The sequence below is a fragment of the Desulfuromonas sp. genome (assembly GCF_002868845.1).
In the GTDB taxonomy this organism is placed as follows: Bacteria; Desulfobacterota; Desulfuromonadia; order Desulfuromonadales; family BM501; genus BM501.
This window is the reverse complement of sequence record NZ_PKUB01000026.1, coordinates 40,361-55,776: the sequence shown is the minus strand read 5'-3', so window position 1 is coordinate 55,776 and position 15,416 is coordinate 40,361. Positions and strand designations below refer to the sequence as shown.

At 52.1% G+C, this 15,416-nt stretch carries 15 protein-coding genes; 1 reads left to right on the top strand and 14 read right to left on the bottom strand.

The genetic code is table 11. The features are described 5' to 3' along the window. Positions 1-2: 2 nt before the first annotated feature. The 14 genes from C0617_RS08160 to C0617_RS08095 all read right to left on the bottom strand — a co-directional run bounded on the left by C0617_RS08160 (position 3) and on the right by C0617_RS08095 (position 12,897). Positions 3-1,166, bottom strand: coding sequence for a hypothetical protein (locus C0617_RS08160; RefSeq protein WP_291316524.1), 1,164 nt, complete (start codon positions 1,164-1,166; stop codon positions 3-5). 200 nt (positions 1,167-1,366) lie between these two features. Further along, on the bottom strand, positions 1,367-1,906 hold the full coding sequence (locus tag C0617_RS08155) for a hypothetical protein (RefSeq protein ID WP_291316523.1): 540 nt from the start codon (positions 1,904-1,906) through the stop codon (positions 1,367-1,369). An 8-nt stretch (positions 1,907-1,914) separates the two neighbouring features. Next, entirely contained in the window at positions 1,915-4,419 is a 2,505-nt protein-coding gene (locus C0617_RS08150; protein WP_291316522.1) for a class I SAM-dependent methyltransferase, read from the bottom strand. Positions 4,420-4,533: 114 nt separating this feature from the next. After that, positions 4,534-5,193, bottom strand: a complete 660-nt coding sequence (locus C0617_RS08145; protein ID WP_291316521.1) for an ABC transporter ATP-binding protein — start codon at positions 5,191-5,193, stop codon at positions 4,534-4,536. Between the two features lie 65 nt (positions 5,194-5,258). Continuing rightward, entirely contained in the window at positions 5,259-6,035 is a 777-nt protein-coding gene (locus C0617_RS08140) for an ABC transporter permease (RefSeq protein ID WP_291316520.1), read from the bottom strand. A gap of 191 nt (positions 6,036-6,226) precedes the next feature. After that, positions 6,227-6,568 carry a hypothetical protein gene (locus C0617_RS08135; RefSeq protein ID WP_291316519.1) on the bottom strand — a complete coding sequence of 114 codons (342 nt, stop codon included), beginning with the start codon at positions 6,566-6,568 and terminating at the stop codon, positions 6,227-6,229. 25 nt (positions 6,569-6,593) lie between these two features. After that, positions 6,594-7,781 (bottom strand): dTDP-4-amino-4,6-dideoxygalactose transaminase, encoded by a 1,188-nt coding sequence (gene rffA, locus C0617_RS08130; RefSeq protein WP_291316518.1) that lies wholly within the window; start codon positions 7,779-7,781, stop codon positions 6,594-6,596. 59 nt (positions 7,782-7,840) lie between these two features. Beyond that, positions 7,841-8,182 (bottom strand): hypothetical protein, encoded by a 342-nt coding sequence (locus C0617_RS08125; protein WP_291316517.1) that lies wholly within the window; start codon positions 8,180-8,182, stop codon positions 7,841-7,843. Positions 8,183-8,186: 4 nt separating this feature from the next. Continuing rightward, positions 8,187-8,465 carry an EamA family transporter gene (locus C0617_RS08120; protein WP_291316516.1) on the bottom strand — a complete coding sequence of 93 codons (279 nt, stop codon included), beginning with the start codon at positions 8,463-8,465 and terminating at the stop codon, positions 8,187-8,189. An 84-nt stretch (positions 8,466-8,549) separates the two neighbouring features. Beyond that, positions 8,550-9,491 carry a CoA ester lyase gene (locus C0617_RS08115; RefSeq protein WP_291316515.1) on the bottom strand — a complete coding sequence of 314 codons (942 nt, stop codon included), beginning with the start codon at positions 9,489-9,491 and terminating at the stop codon, positions 8,550-8,552. Positions 9,492-9,520: 29 nt separating this feature from the next. After that, positions 9,521-9,979 (bottom strand): MaoC family dehydratase, encoded by a 459-nt coding sequence (locus C0617_RS08110; protein WP_291316514.1) that lies wholly within the window; start codon positions 9,977-9,979, stop codon positions 9,521-9,523. A gap of 34 nt (positions 9,980-10,013) precedes the next feature. After that, the gene (locus C0617_RS08105; RefSeq protein ID WP_291316513.1) at positions 10,014-10,673 is read right to left on the bottom strand and encodes a hypothetical protein; all 660 of its coding nucleotides are present in this window, start codon (positions 10,671-10,673) and stop codon (positions 10,014-10,016) included. Further along, positions 10,670-11,587 (bottom strand): glycosyltransferase family 2 protein, encoded by a 918-nt coding sequence (locus C0617_RS08100; protein WP_291316512.1) that lies wholly within the window; start codon positions 11,585-11,587, stop codon positions 10,670-10,672. Before C0617_RS08100 ends, C0617_RS08105 begins: the two co-directional genes overlap by 4 nt. A 470-nt stretch (positions 11,588-12,057) precedes the next feature. Next, on the bottom strand, positions 12,058-12,897 hold the full coding sequence (locus C0617_RS08095) for a hypothetical protein (protein ID WP_291316511.1): 840 nt from the start codon (positions 12,895-12,897) through the stop codon (positions 12,058-12,060). A 2,044-nt stretch (positions 12,898-14,941) separates the two neighbouring features. Between C0617_RS08095 and C0617_RS08090 the strand changes: the two genes are divergently transcribed. Next, the coding region (locus C0617_RS08090) for a hypothetical protein (protein WP_291316510.1) at positions 14,942-15,157 on the top strand (216 nt) is incomplete at its 5' end. Between the last annotated feature and the right edge of the window lie 259 nt (positions 15,158-15,416).

Genomic DNA, 15,416 nt, shown 5'->3' with positions numbered 1-15,416 from the left:
GGTCATTCCTCCCGGTCGGCGTGCTGATCCTGCCGCTCCAACATCTGACTGAAATACTGGGCCGCCGCACGCAATCGTTCTTCGAGTTCGCCCAGAAGATGGTGTTGGCGCTCTTGAGTGGCGATCGCATCTCTGTACCGCTGCTGAAGCTCCTCGAGATCCGACTCGCGCAACAATTGGAGCTTGGTAGCAAGATTTGCAGCCTGGCGCGCCTGCTGGAGCTCCGCCTTGAGCTGCTCTATCCATGCCAGACTGTCGACCGCAAGCTTGTCCTTGTGGACCTGCGCCCCCTCAAGGGACTCGACCTTCTTTTGAAGCTCTTGTGCCAACCGGACCTGTTCTTCCTTTGTGGCATTGGCTTTTTCAAGGAGCACTTGGCGTTCCGCCGCCAGCTTTACCTGCTCGTCCAGGTCCTTGATCAACTTCTCCAACTGCAATTGCACTTCGCTGGGGCGTTTGGCCAGTTTTTCCCTGGCCTTGGTCAGCTCCTCGACCTTTTGCTGCCGCTCGCCCGCCAGTTTGGCCTGCTCATCCCGGGCCTTGGTAAGGAAGGCCACTTCCTCCCGGCATTGAACGACCACCGCCTCCTGGCTCCTCAACGAACCCTCAAGCCCGGCGACCGCCTTGGCGTGCTCTGCGGCCTTTTCGGTGGACCGCTTCTGGAGTTCAGCAACCCGGGTTCGGCTTGAATCCTGCCAGTGCCGCACATAAAGTGCTTGTCCGACCGACGATCGGAGTTCATCTTCCTTCGTTGCGACGCAAAGGTAGCCGGAAGAGGAAAGAAAGCCGTCGACCTCGCCCTTGGTCGCTCCATGCTCCGGCAGGTTTTCCCCGTCGAAAAGGACCCTGGCCACGATGACATCCCACTCGCCAAGATGCTCGCCTGCACCCTGCACAATGGGCAAGGCCGGGATGCAGTCGATAGTTGCCCAGTTGAGCAGGTGGGGAGAGTAATTCAGGCTTGAGAGAAGAGACTCAATGGTCGTTGTCTTGAGGCGGCGCTTTTCACCGAGCTTTACACCTGCCACACGGGCAAAGCTTTCGGAAGGCAGAAGGCTGCACCCGTTGGGTTCAGAGCCGATGTAAAAATCGGCTTCCCCTTCCGAATCACTCAAAAACGCCTTGTGTTCAACCCAGCCCTCACGGCCTTGGACCATTGCGTCCAACGTCTCATCCTGGCCCCCATCCGCCCCGACAAAAAGGACATTGGGGACCCCCCAGTCATCGTACTGGTTTTTCGCCGACCCGGCCCCGGCTCCGGCCCCGACATGCAGCATACCCGTAACAGGCAGCAGACACCTCAGATGCTCGAGCCAGCTGTCAAAGGAAATTTCTATATGCATTCAATCGACCCATTTGGGGTTTGTTAAGAGAATGTTGTCGACTTGGCGGCCAACCCCTGGCATTTCAGGACGTGCTCCTCCAACTCTTTCTGAACCTGGTGGAGTTGAAGCAGCAGCATCTCGTTCTCCTTCCTCAACTCCCGACATGTTCCTTCCATCTCCGCCGATCTGGTCTGGTTTTCGGCCAAAGTGGAAGAAGGGGAGGTCTGTCCCCTGTTGACAGTCGCCCCTTTGCTGGGTTCCCTTGCCACCTCGTCGAAGGGGCTCCGGTCTTCCCAGGGCCTCTGACTCTGAAGCGTAGGGCGACCTTCTCTCCTTCCCCATTTAACGTAGTGATGAAGCGGATTCAGGCCCGCATTTTTCACATCGGGGTGGGCCTGCAAATAGCCGGTGGTCGAAAACATGGGGCTCGGATCCCTGCCGATGAACGCTCCTATTCTCAGGTAGTGTTCCACCGGATCCATGGACAACAATGCAACGTCCGGATATTGCTCCAAGTACCAGTCCTCGTCAAACAGCCGGGATTTCTTGATGAGGGAAATGGCTTCGGTGTTCTGGTTCATGACTTTTATCAGCTCCTTAACTTGGACCGAGAAGCGAAGCGGCCTTCTTCTTTCCCAAACTGGATGTAATGCGCAAGCGGGTTGATTCCGGATTCGGATACGTCGGGGTATTGTTCCAAATAACCCTCCGTATCAAAGTCCGGCCCGGGGTCTCTCCCTTCAGAAGCACCGAAACAAATATAATGTTTTATCGGGTCCAACCCTTTTTCAGCGACATCCGGATAGTGCTCCAGGTACCAAGGTTTGTCGAACAGGTCGGATTCTTCGATAATAGCCATTTGCTTTTTTATGCTCTTTGCCCTTTTATAAGCCCGAAGGGGAAAGGTGATATTGCTCTCCTGGGACTCTTTCGACTCGCCTGTTTCTTCCTTTTGCTCCTCGGGGATCTGGCCATCGAAAACCGGTTCAACGGCGCCGGACTCCAGCAGTTTGGTCAGGGCGGCAAGTTCCTTGAAGCGATCCTCCAGCTTTTTTACAAGAACATTTTTTTCGTTCCTGAGCTTGTTGTTTTCGGCTTCCATTTGGGACAGGGACGCCTCGCTCTGTTTCTGAAGATCCCCGGCATGGTTCCTGGCATCAGCCAATTTCCCCTCTGTGACCGTGAGTGTTTTGACTCTCATCTTCAGTTCACTATCCAGCTTGCCTGCAAACTGTTGCTGAACAGCCAGCTTTTTTCTCGTCTCCTGCAGACTGGACTCTCGTTGTTCCAATCGGTTCTTCAAAGATGCAAGTTCTTTACGGAGGCCCTCATTACTGCCGCTCAGGACCTGCTTTTCAGCCAATCCCGCCTCGAGGCGCCGAACCTGCTCCTTCATTTCCCGCTGAAGCTCTTCCTGAGCATGCTTCAGGGCAGAAAGCTCCCGCTCCCGGGCGACTGACTGCTGATGTAAGGCCATATACTTTTTTTGTATTTCCTTCTCGGAGGCATTGGCCGACGCGATTTCCTCTTCGCGCGCCTGAATCTCCGCCAGCGCCGCATCGAGACGTTGCCCCTGCTCTTTCAGGGCCTCCCGGCTTTCATCCCTTTTGGCAACCTCCCCCGCATGCGTTTTCTTCAAAACAGCGAACTCCCGCTGGCGAGCAATCAACTGCTGGTGCAGGGCCATGCATTTTTGCTGGAGATCCTTCGATGCGGCGTTGGCCGCATCGATTTCCTCGTCGCGCGCCGCCAGGTCTTGAGTCAGCTGCGCTACCTTATCGGCGAGGGCTTGCTCGTTGGCTTGGGCACTGCAAAGCGCATCCGCCTGGGAGGCTTGGTTGGCCTTAACCCGCTCGACTTCGGCCACGGCCTCTTCCTGTTGGGCGTCACGCCGGGCAATCTCTGATTTCAGCCCTTTCAATTCGTCTGTGAGCTCAGCAATCTGGCGGTCCTTCTCCTTTATGAGTCCGTCAGTTTCCCTTCGTTCCGTGACCCGCCCGGAGAACCCACTCGGTTGACGGCCGTTATCGGCCCCGGCGCTGGCCATGGTTTCGATGTGCTTCTGCTGCCGGGTTACCTCCCCTTTGAGCTCCGTGCGGATCTCCTGCAGCAGATTGACCCGCTCGGCCAGCCGCCCCCGCTCGATTTCGTGCTGGGCCAACTGTTTATGCATTTGGGCGCTCGTATCAGCCAGCTCCCTGGAGCGGGCGCCGAGATCGGTCCTCGTCTCATCGAGGGTCTGCCTGATTTCGTCCAGCTCCTTTTGCCGCTTATCCACCTCCGCCCTGAGCAGGCGGGCATGCTCCTGCTGCTGACCGACCCGGAAGGTGTCTGCGCAGGCCCGCCCCAGCCTGGAGAAGACGTCGTTTACGGCTCGCAGGGCGGACTGACTTTCAGTCGCCCGAAAGAGCCCCTGAACCAGGCCGGACTGGTCGGAGCCAATACTGAGGATCCCCAGGCCGCGACCATGGACGAACTCGAAAGCGGGGTACTTCTTTTTCAGTTCCTTGAAAAACAGAGACACGCCGGACGAGCCCTCGCCCACATGGGTGTCATGCAAGAGCACCACGGCCCGATCAGAAAGTTTCGGCAACCAGCTTTCGAAGTCGTGGCGGACGGCTTCGAGACTCTGAGACCCGCCAATGTGCAACAGGTCGATCGAGCCATCGGAAAAGTGGGGCAACGCCCCGTCGAACGTGCTGCGTACAAGACGGGAAAAGCCGGAGTATTGCACATCGTTGTACGCCTGCACCTGGCGGAAAACGCTTTCGTCGTCGCCACCGGTCTGTTCTTCACCCTTCCAGGGGTCAATGGCGAAACAGCGGGTGTCAAGCCCGAGTTTTTCCACGGCCTGGCAGAATGCGAAGTAAGAGACGCCCGAGCAAGTGCCCAATTCAACAAACACCCCTGGTTTGTGGGCTTCAACAAGCCAGAAGGCTATCGGGATTTGCTCCAGCCATGCGGAATCTTGAAGGTAAGCCGGCCGCCAGAACATGGAGCGCTGGGCAAGCGGTTGAATGGCATGAATGGCATGGCGGGAATTCGGCAACTCAAGAGTCCTGTCTCTGGCATCCGTACTGTTTACCTGGCTCACAACATCCCCCTGTCATGAAAATACACATTGAAAGCATCCTAATCGTTATACGTATATCGGTCTTTGGACTTTCAACACAACACAGCCACGAAAAACTAAACTACGCAGATCTGTCTACTTACCATTTTTTGCATTTAAGCCCTCTATGAACTCACCATACTGGTCGGAGACCGTTTTGACATCGCCCTCACTTTTCACGACTCCATCTTCCAGCCACAGCGCCCGGTCACACAATCTGTTGACCTCTGCAGCACTATGAGAAACGAAAACAACCGTCTGCTCGCTTTCAATTTTCTTAAGCATTACTTTTTCAGCCTTCTTTTTGAAATGCGCATCCCCAACACTGAGCACCTCATCGAGCAGCAACACATCCACTTCGGTCTCTATCGCCGTGGCGAAACTCAGCCTGGCGCGCATGCCCGCCGAATAGGTCTTGACCGGTTGATCGAAGAACTCCCTAAGTTCGGAGAATTTGTGGATGCCCGGCAACGCGGCAAGGGCTTGCTTTCGGCTCGATCCCTGGAGCATGGCGCTTAACAGAGCATTATCACGACCCGTGAGATCCGGCCGAAAACCGAGCCCAAGAATCAACAGGGCGCGCCTGACTTGTTTATCGCAGACGATAGTCCCTGATGTCGGCTTGATGATGCCTGCCAGGAGGCGCAGCAGAGTGCTCTTGCCACAGCCGTTGCGCCCCAGAATTCCGAGGGTTTCCCCCCGCTTGAGTTCAAAGGAAACGCCTTTCAGGGCCGTGTGTTCGAATCTTTTGAACAAGCCCGAACGACTCCTGTAGCGAAGCGCCAGATCATGTGCTTCAAGAATGTTCTTCGACAGAGTGCTCAAGAGTTCACAACCCGCGCTGCTATGATTCTGCTCATCTTGTGTAAAACGATATGCATAATGAGCAAAGCGACCGCAATCACACCAGCGAGAACCGCCATGTGCTCCAGGTCATACACGGTCCGGCCCATCAATACCTGTCGGTATGCATCGATCAGGAAAGCGAGTGGATTGCAGGCAAACAACAGGTCGCGGGTCGCAGGATCGGCAATGTCATTCACGTCCCAGAAAAGGCCTGATGAGAACATCAGAAACAGCATCCCCATATTGATGACCATTCTAAAGTCACCATAAAAACTAACGCATAAAGCTCCCAGCAGGGAACATGCCAGGATCAGGGCATACTGAACGATGACGACAGGAGCCAACCAGAGCCAATTGAGTTCCGGACGGAACCCATAGAACGTGACCACGCCAAACAGAACAAGAAACACCACCCACTGCTTATACATTGCTTCTTGAACAGAGGCGTAGGGGAACAGGGCTTTGGGCATCTCAACCTGGTTGATCAACCCTTTATTCTGAACAATGCTATTGGAAGCGGAGACCACACCCTTCTGGAACCACAGGTATGGGATTTTCCCGCAGATCAGGAACAGCAGAAAATCGTCCCGCCCCCTACCGAGCAAAACCTCAAAGACAAGGTAATAGATAAGAACAAAGAGCAATGGTTCGATAACCCACCAAAGGTAACTCAGAACAAACTTTGAGGCCTCGGCCTTCAATGCCATCCTGGCTTGCGTGTTGACTAGTGAGAAAAAGTGAAACAGGTTCATGATGACAAACTTTGCTCTGTTTATTAAGCAGTTATGGCAACCCCTAAAAGGAATAAAACCATGTAAAATCAACCCTCATTTTAAACCACCCTTCCTCCAAACCGCAAGGCTCTTTTCCCCATGCCATCCCGCGGTTTCGCGGCAGAGAAATAATCATCGTCGAACCGGTTTTCGGAAACATTCGCGAAACCCTAGCCCAGACGTTTCTCTTTGCGGAACCGGGAGAAGGTCAACGGCCAGTGAAAACTGATGACGATGCTGCACAACATCTTCAAGACCCAACGATACGGATTGCGGCACAAGATGAGGAAAAGACCAAAGAACGCCGCAGGATAGGCCCTGCCGGTATAAATCAGCGAAATAGCAATAATAAGGTGTTCAGGGTTGAACGGGTGGGTTTGGACTGGGGGGGGGCAAAAGGGATGAGGTTGAATCTGGAAAGATAGTTTTTCTACATCCTCGTTAGGTTTTAAACCAGCCCCTTCCGCAGAATTTGTGAGTAGGGGCGAAAAAACCAGAGCATTGCCCTTCATGACTGGCCAAGAGGGTTTCCCGCCCCTAAGAAACCTCCTGACTCGCCGAGAACAAAGCCGCGTCGGAGAGGCGGCCCTTTCCTTGCCCTAAGAACCCAAACACATGGCCCACCACCCGGTCCTGCTCTTCCCGGGTCAGGTCGAAATAGCAGGGGAGCCGCAGAATGCGCGAGCTCAAATCTTCAGTCAAGGGCAGGTCGCCTTCCTCGTACCCCATCTCCCGACCCATGGGGGAAGTGTGCAGAGGAACATAATGAAAGACAGCGCCAACGCCCTGGTTCTTCAGATATGCGAGCAGTTCGTCCCGCTGCCGTGCCGTCGACAGGAGGAGGTAAAACATGTGGGCGTTGTGGCAGACGTCCCCGGAGCAGAAAGGCAGCCGCGCAAGGCCCTGCTCCTGCAGGGGGCCGAACTTTTGGGAATAATATCCGACAATGGACAACCGTTTGCTGGTGATGGCTTCGGCCTCTTCCAGCTGGGCATAGAGAAATGCGGCGATCATCTCCGACGGCAGGTAGGAAGAGCCCACATCGACCCAGGTGTATTTGTCTACCTCGCCCCGGAAGAACTGACTTCGGTTGGTCCCCTTCTCACGGATTATTTCGGCCCGTTCGAGGAAACGGTCATCATTGATGACCAAAGCTCCGCCCTCTCCACTGATGAAATTCTTTGTTTCATGAAAACTGTAGGTACCCAGATGACCTATTGTCCCAAGGTAACGGCCCTTGTAGGTGGCATTGACCCCCTGGGCTGCATCCTCGATGACCAGCAGATTGTGCCTTTCGGCGATCTCCATGATGGTGTCCATCTCACACCCGACACCCGCATAGTGGACGGGCACAATTGCCTTGGTGCGATCGGTGATGGCCGCTTCGATGAGAGTTTCGTCGATATTCAAAGTGTCTTTGCGGATGTCAACAAACTTGATGCTTGCACCTCGCAAAACAAAAGCGTTGGCCGTGGAGACAAAGGTGTAAGAGGGCATAATAACCTCGTCCCCGGGGCCAATATCGGCGAGGATTGCGCACATCTCAAGTGCGGCGGTACAAGAGGTCGACAGAAGGACCTTGCGCGCGCCAAACCTTTCCTCCATCCATCGATGGCAAAGTTTTGTAAACCGGCCGTCTCCTGCCAGATTGCCCTCTAGGACCGCCTGGGAGATGTAGAAGAGTTCCTTGCCCACAACAAACGGTTTATTAAAAGGGATCGCCATATATCTAACCCAACCCTTGAGATGTCATGAAAAATGCGAAAACTATAAAAACCAAATGATCACAAATTGAAAACAAGAACCCCAATAAGGATTAAAACAGAGCCAAATTGCATCTTTCTTGAAAAGGGGTCACCAAGAAAGACAAAACCGGACAGCGGAACAAGAAAAAAGGTGACAGAATTCCATGCGGTAACTGTCTTAAGTGGCAATTTTTGCATGGCAAAAACGACAAGAACAATGACAACTAGAAATATCAAGTAGCCAAAAAATGTGTGCCAGTTAAAAAAAACATCGACCGCCTTTTGCTTTTTTTTTGAGCCAAGCCTCAATAGCATTTGAGATACTATCGTAAAAGCAACTGCCAACCCTAAGCTGATTTCGTGGCCAAACTCAAGTAACATCTATTTATGCTACCGTTCTTTTCTTCACCGACATAACCAGAATGCCGCAAACGATAAAGAAAGCCCCACCCAAATTCTGCAATGATATTGTTTCCCCAAAAAGGAGCCATGCGGCCAACAGGTTAAAAACAATCACCAAGCTCATGAAAGGGTATGCAAGAGTAATGGGCATCCGCCTCAGAACCAGAGACCACATGACGGCCTGCAATGCCAGCATGACGATTTCCGAAAAAAGCCAGGGGTTGAAAAGAATCCCCCAAAGGCCCTCGCCAAGACTGGTCAAGGCCGCCTGCTTCGCGCATATCGATGCAAGGGATCTGAAAATTAGAGACAAAAAAAGGAGATGCATATTCGATAGCCGTCAGGGCTAAACATTGATTGTCAAAAGTAAAACGGTCTCTTTTTGGGTCACCCGGACCAATTCCTCTATCGCTCCGACCCGCTCCAGAACCTTCTTCGCTTGCTTAAGGGTCGGCGGTGAAACAAACTTGTCGTTAACCACCACAATGCTGCGGCCCTCCTTCCGGGCATTCTCAGCCGCATCGACAATCTCGCGACTGTCGGCGATCTCCCTGTCCGTCTGCGTATAAATCTCGTTGGCAACGTCAATCTGCCGGGGAGTCATGACCAGCATCCCCGCCATACCAATATCCCGCGCCCTCGAAGCAAAGGTCTCCAGCCCGGCCAAATCGTGAACACGCACGTACGGAGTATCGATCGGCTCCACCCCAGCGGCCCGGGATGCCATGGCCACCATGCTGCGCGGGGTGTGCAGGGGCATGTCCAATTCGGCATAGCGGGCCTGCATATCCGCCATGTAATCTTCGCATCCAAACAGCAGACCCACCACACGATCGGACGCAGTAGCTATCTCGTATGCATTGAGGACCGCAAGGGGCGTCTCAATGAGGACGATCAGAGAAAAGTGGCCTTTCGGCAGTTCGAGATTGCTCTCAATCAAACTGAGCTGGGCGTCAAATTTCTTTATGTCGTCCGCCGTGTGAGCCATCGGGTAAACGAAACCATGCAGCTCCTCACAGGCCACACCGTCAAGGTCGCGCAACGTAAGCCCCGAACTGATTGGATTGATCCGCACGAAAACGGTCCTGTTTTCAAAAAGCCCCTCCCCCAAAAAGCCGCGAATACTCTGACGCGCAGCCTCTTTCTGGTCGTGGGGCACGGCGTCCTCCAGGTCCAGAACGACACAGTCGGCGCCGGAGGAGGCAGCCTTGTGAACCATCTTTTCGACATGCCCGGGAAGAAAAAGCAACGTGCGCAGCACCCAGTCCCCATCATATGGTTTGGCCATAACGAACTCCTATATAAAAGTACGGGTTCTCATTTGCTTAAAGGCAGCAAAATCCGGCGCCGAAAGGTCAGAATCTTTTCTTCTCTCTGGTTAAAGGCACGGGTCTCAACATAAAGGACCCCACGATCGGATTTGGTTTTAGAGGGGATGACATCAAGGACCTCCGTTTCCGCCCGGATGGTATCGCCGATAAAAACGGGGCCGTTGTGAACCACCTTTTCGTACTCGAGATTTGCTATCGCAGCGCCCGAGATCTCCGGGACGGTCATCCCAACGACCGTGCTGAGCACGTAAGTTCCAACCACGAGCAACTTCCCGTGCTGGGTCCCCCCAGCATAGACCGCGTCACTGTGGACTGGATGATGGTTTAGTGTCAGCAGGCAAAACAGATTGTTGTCGCTCTCAGTGACCGTCTTATGCGGCCAATGGTCGAGAGTCTCACCAACGGTGAACTGATCAAGGGTGCGTCGATAGGGAAGGCGGCTCATCTTTATTACTCCTGATTGACTATCTTTCGAAGACCTACTTAACCGAACCAATGACCTTGGCTGGGTTTCCGGCAACTATCGCGTAATCTTCGACAGGCTTGGTAACCACTGCCCCCATTCCCACGATAGCGAATTTCCCAATGCGCAGATCCTCCCTGATACACGAGTTAAGCCCTATATGGGCGCCCGTGTCGATATCTATCCTGCCACCGATAACAGAATGTGCCGCAACCGTGGCATAATCGCCGACCGTTGAATCATGCCCCACAAAACCATTGGTATAGACGTGAACAAAATTCCCAATTTTGGGACCGAAGGAGGTGCTCGCATTGGCACAGATCATCGTCCCGAACCCGATTTCCGTGGAGGGATCAATGTGCGCCCTGGGGTGTACTACCGTGGCATTTGCCTCAAGGGGGATGTTTAAAGATTTGAACTTATCAACTCTCTGTTCTTTGTTTTTTGCATTAAAGTGAAGGGTGTAGTGTATATGGTAACCTTTGTTGACGTAGTCCAGAATAGCGTCTGTAGGCCCAATCACCTTGTACTTCCCCAGGCAATTGCCCGGATCAACGATATCGTTCAAAAACCCTTCAATGATCCATTCATTTGTGAGACTGTTTACTTCCTGAAAAACAGACATGGCAATTTCACCACTGCCATGTCCCCCAACAACAATCAGCCTCTTTTTCACTTCAAAACCTCTTTGACCGTAAATTGCTTGTGCCCAGAAACTTCTTTTAAAATTCTGGACAAATATTCACCAAACACAAATAAAATCACAAGAATGATAGAATTAAAAAGGGACATCAAGACGATTAGGCTTGTCCATCCAGCAGGGGCCTGCCCTAAAAGCAATTTCTTTACAACGAAAATCATTCCTACCAGAAACGAAAGACAGGAAACGGCCAGACCCAGGACACTAATAGCCTTCAAAGGGAGAGATGAATAGTTGATAATCAAGTTATATGAAAGAGAAATCAACTTACCCAAAGTGTAGTTTGATTCTCCGTATTTTCTTTTTTCATGCTGGATATACACATTTGCAACTTTGCTGGTTACAGACATCAACATCCCGGAAATATAAGGATATATTGTTCTCGTGTTTTTTATTTGATCAACAACCTCTTTCCTAATAACTCTAAAACTAGAAAATTTTAAATCATCTTTTATGTTAAATACGTTGTGATTTATTTTTCTTATCAGATAACTCCCGAAATTTTTATACGACTTGTCTTTCTTGTCCCGATAACAACCGAATACAGCATCGTACCCTTCTGCCAATTTTTCATATAGTTTAGGGATTTCCTCTGGAGGGTTCTGAAGATCATCGTCAATCGTGACAACATAGTCCCCCTCACAGTATCCAAACCCGCAAAGGAGGGCATTTTGCTGGCCATAGTTTTTAAAAAAATCGACAATTTTTATGTTTATATTTTCACGATATATTTTCTCTAAAATTTCATAGCTTCTATCGTGGCTGCAATCGTTTACAAAAATCACTTCAAAATCATTACCCATACCCTTAAAGACAGACCTAAGCCGAGCGTACAATTCTTCAAGTGATTTTTCACTATTATAGACTGGAATAACTACTGAAAATTTCATAGAATTCATCCACAAGCAACGACAAGTTGCTTTAAAAACTCACGACCTTGATAAAAAAACTAAAGCAATCCGCCCACTCGCCCAAAAGGAGTTTTCCATTATCAATTCATCCACCCCAGATAGCGATTGGGGCAAACAACAAAGGATTCTTATTGTTTGCCCCAATGAACACAATCTACTTTTTTCGAAAACAAGACATGTCAACAAGACCAAGGACTAGACAACCGGACACAACCGCCTAAGTCATTAACAAAACAAAATAAACATAGCTTTGTTGCTTCAAAAAAGTAAAGGGATTCACACCTCCAGGGTTAACTTTCTTGCCCTGGCATTGTTTAACTGACTCGCCTTTGCAGCTACCCGGTTTGCAAAATCCGCCAATCTAGATTTCAGCCCACGGGTGACCAATCAAACCTGATGTTTCGCCTTGACTTACCGGCATTGACCGACCTTGAACAACCCACTCTTTTTTACCAGACGGGTTTCCATTGCAGAGCGCCGCTAACCATAACACAGACCTCCACGACATCATCCGTTTCGCCCTGAGTCACCCAAAAGGTCCCCCGTGCACTGGGGTCACAAGTCGGTTTGCTGGCATCAACAGGATTCAACCGCATCCCACCATCGACTTCAAGTTCAGCCGCCGGAGCGCTCGTCCCGATCCCAACATTTCCCGAGCTTCTCAGGGTCATCGTCGGTGAAGATGCATTTGTTCCTTTTGTGAAAAATTGCAGCGCGCCATTAGTGTCACTTCCATCACGACGCGCATAAATCCTTGCCATAGTTCCTTGAGTATAGCCAGACGAAGAGGTATTATCCTGAACACTCAGCAAAATCCCCCCCCCGAACCCATCCTGCATGTTTCCACTGGTTTTTGTCCGCAGGCTATACCCGCTGGCTATGCCTGAATACCCATCAAACGATCCTCCGGTAAGAGAGGTTGTTCGGGCAAAAAACCCAACCGGAAAAGTACTTCCCCTAGTCACCACGGGAACCGTGAGACTGGCAGGTTCACCAATGCCCATATTCCCCTTGGCATTGATGTTCATGACAGTTGTCCCAGAGGAATTCTCAAGAGAGAACTTTGTGGACTCTTCGCTCTCGCCTTGTGCCTGGCTCAGCGTCATTGAGAGACCGTCTACTCTCCCTTCGGACGTGACCTTAAAAGTGGTATTTCCAAGATCGTCCTCGATCACAACACGATCACTTTCCAAGGCCACGACGACGGATCCTGCCGAAACCACGGCATAAACTAGCACCGCCAAAAACAAACACAATCCGATCTTTTTGCCCGACCCAAGCTTTTCCATTAGAGCCTCCCTCTTTCTCACCTAATGTTGGTTTTTGGCACTAACTACTCATTGCCCACGGCCAGTCTGCAATCAACCTGACCATCAAGCACCAACTTGCCTTACGTCGAAAAAATGGACCTAAAAAATGGACCTATTATGGAAGATTTTATCAGGTGTCATGAATCAGATCACCCTCCCTGCCCTATCAGACACTGCAATCCATTGATTCAACCCGACCAGGCCCAAGTGCCAACATTAGACACGAAAGAAACTGAAAGCAAAAAAACAAAACAACGGAAACCAACCTGACACCCCTTATCTCCAGAAAAAGAGGGCAAAAACCACCTGCACGACATTATTTTAATCCGTTCCAAGGCCCCATTGCAAGCTTTCTTATACATATTGCGCTGAAAAGGCCAAACCCTGCTGCTGCCGAAATTCTTCCAACCTTTCACCGGAGGGGAATTGACCTGGCTGACATGTCGTCCCTGGCGTCCATGGTAAGCTTGAGCCATCTCAAACAGCAACAATCCATCAATCGCATCACAAAAAGCCCCTACTGGAAAGAGAAAAAAGCCCTCGCAGAGAAAAGTCTTTGAGGGCTCAAATCAAAAACATGCATTTATTTAACTACTGAACGATAGATTTCCAAAGAAACGCCCCCCCAAACTTTCCGCAAACCTCAACGGCATCATCGCTTAGTCCGCCATTGACAAAACGAACTGTACCACGGGTCGAGTCGTCACATGTTGTTTGCTCAGGGTCTGCCCCAATCTTTATCGCACCATTCACATCCAACATCTGAACTGGAGCGGTTGTCCCAATACCGACATGGCCAGAATTTCTCAAGGTCATCGTCGGTGCGTCCGCATTATCTCCTGTGGTGAAAAACTGAAGGGCACCATTGCTGTCGCCTCCGTCACGCCGCGCGTAAATCCTCGCCATAACTCCGGCGGTGTAAGAACTGGACGAGGTATTGTCCTGCGAACTCAGCACAATTCCGCCGCCAAAACCGTCCCCCATGTTGCCACTGGTTTTAGTGCGCAGGCTGTACCCACTAGCGATTCCGCTTTTACTGGATAGTGCCCCGCCGGTAAGACTCGTAGTGCGAACAAATGATCCCACGGGGAAGCCACTGGAAACGGTCTCCATTGCCGCCCCGGGGGAATCCGTACCAATGCCAACATTGCCGATATCGTAGGAGATGTCACTTCCAGTCATGGTCCACTGACTGGAACCGCTTCCACAATCCCCCCAAGTCCCATCATCCTTGAGACAGTTACCTAACTGAGAGGTCGGTCCAGGCACCAGACCGTTCATACCGGTGGAAAATGCCACAACGCCAGCCTTTGCATCAAGAGCTGTTTTCAGGTCGACCTGGTCGGATAGGGATCCAGTGATCCCCCCCCATGAACCACCCGACGGCAAGTTGGTCAACTGCGAGCCATCACCAATAAAAGTGGTGGCTTTGACGTTTCCACTAACGTCCAGCATCTGGGTTGGATCCACGGTGCCGATGCCAACGTAACCCGAATTCCTCAAGGTCATAGTCGGTGAATCCGCATTATATCCTGTGGTGAAAAACTGAAGGGCACCATTGCTGTCGCCCCCGTCACGCCGCGCGTAAAGCCTCGCCATAACTCCGGAGGTGTAAGAACTGGACGAGGTATTATCCTGAGAACTCAGCACAATTCCGCCGCCAAAACCGTCCCCCATGTTGCCACTGGTTTTGGTCCGCAGGCTGTACCCGCTAGAGATTCCGCTTTTACTGGATAGTGGTCCGCCGGTAAGACTCGTAGTGCGAACAAATGATCCCACCGGGAAGCCACTGGAAACGGTCTCCATCGCCGCCCCGGGTGTATCGGTGCCGATTCCAACCGCTCCACTTGCCTGGACGACGAATTTACTGTTTCCTGCTGCATCTTTTATATCCAGCTTATTCGTGGTCGTCGCTTCGGTGGCGCCCTGCTGAACAGTCAAAACCGCCCCATCAGCCTGCTCGGCAATCTTCGCCAAAACCTCAGCCTGGGTCGCAACCCCGCTTTCACCGGGAAGGCCCTGNGCCGTCGTTACCAGATGCGCCGTCGGCGCCGGGAAGACCCTGCTCGCCCTGAGGACCAACGGGACCCTCTACACCATCAGCACCATCAGCACCATCAGCACCATCAGCACCATCAGCACCATCGGCACCATCAGCACCTTTAGCCGCCAGCATTCCCCATTCATCAGGACTGGTGTCGGGAAAAGCGCCGATGCTTTGAGCAAGGGCGATATATGAGTTACCGTTGTAAAGAACACCGGCATTGGCCGAATAGGAAACCCCTTCGTTCCAATCGCCAAGCCAACTGAGGCCGACCTCACCCTGGGGGCCTTGCGGACCGATGGGGCCCTGGTCGCCGGTATCACCTTTGGCGCCGGTCAGGCCGACGGGGCCTTGGGGACCAACTTCACCCTGGATCCCTTGCGGACCCTGAGCTCCGGTATCACCAGTGTCGCCTTTGGCGCCGGTCGCGCCAGTCAGGCCAATCGGGCCTTGA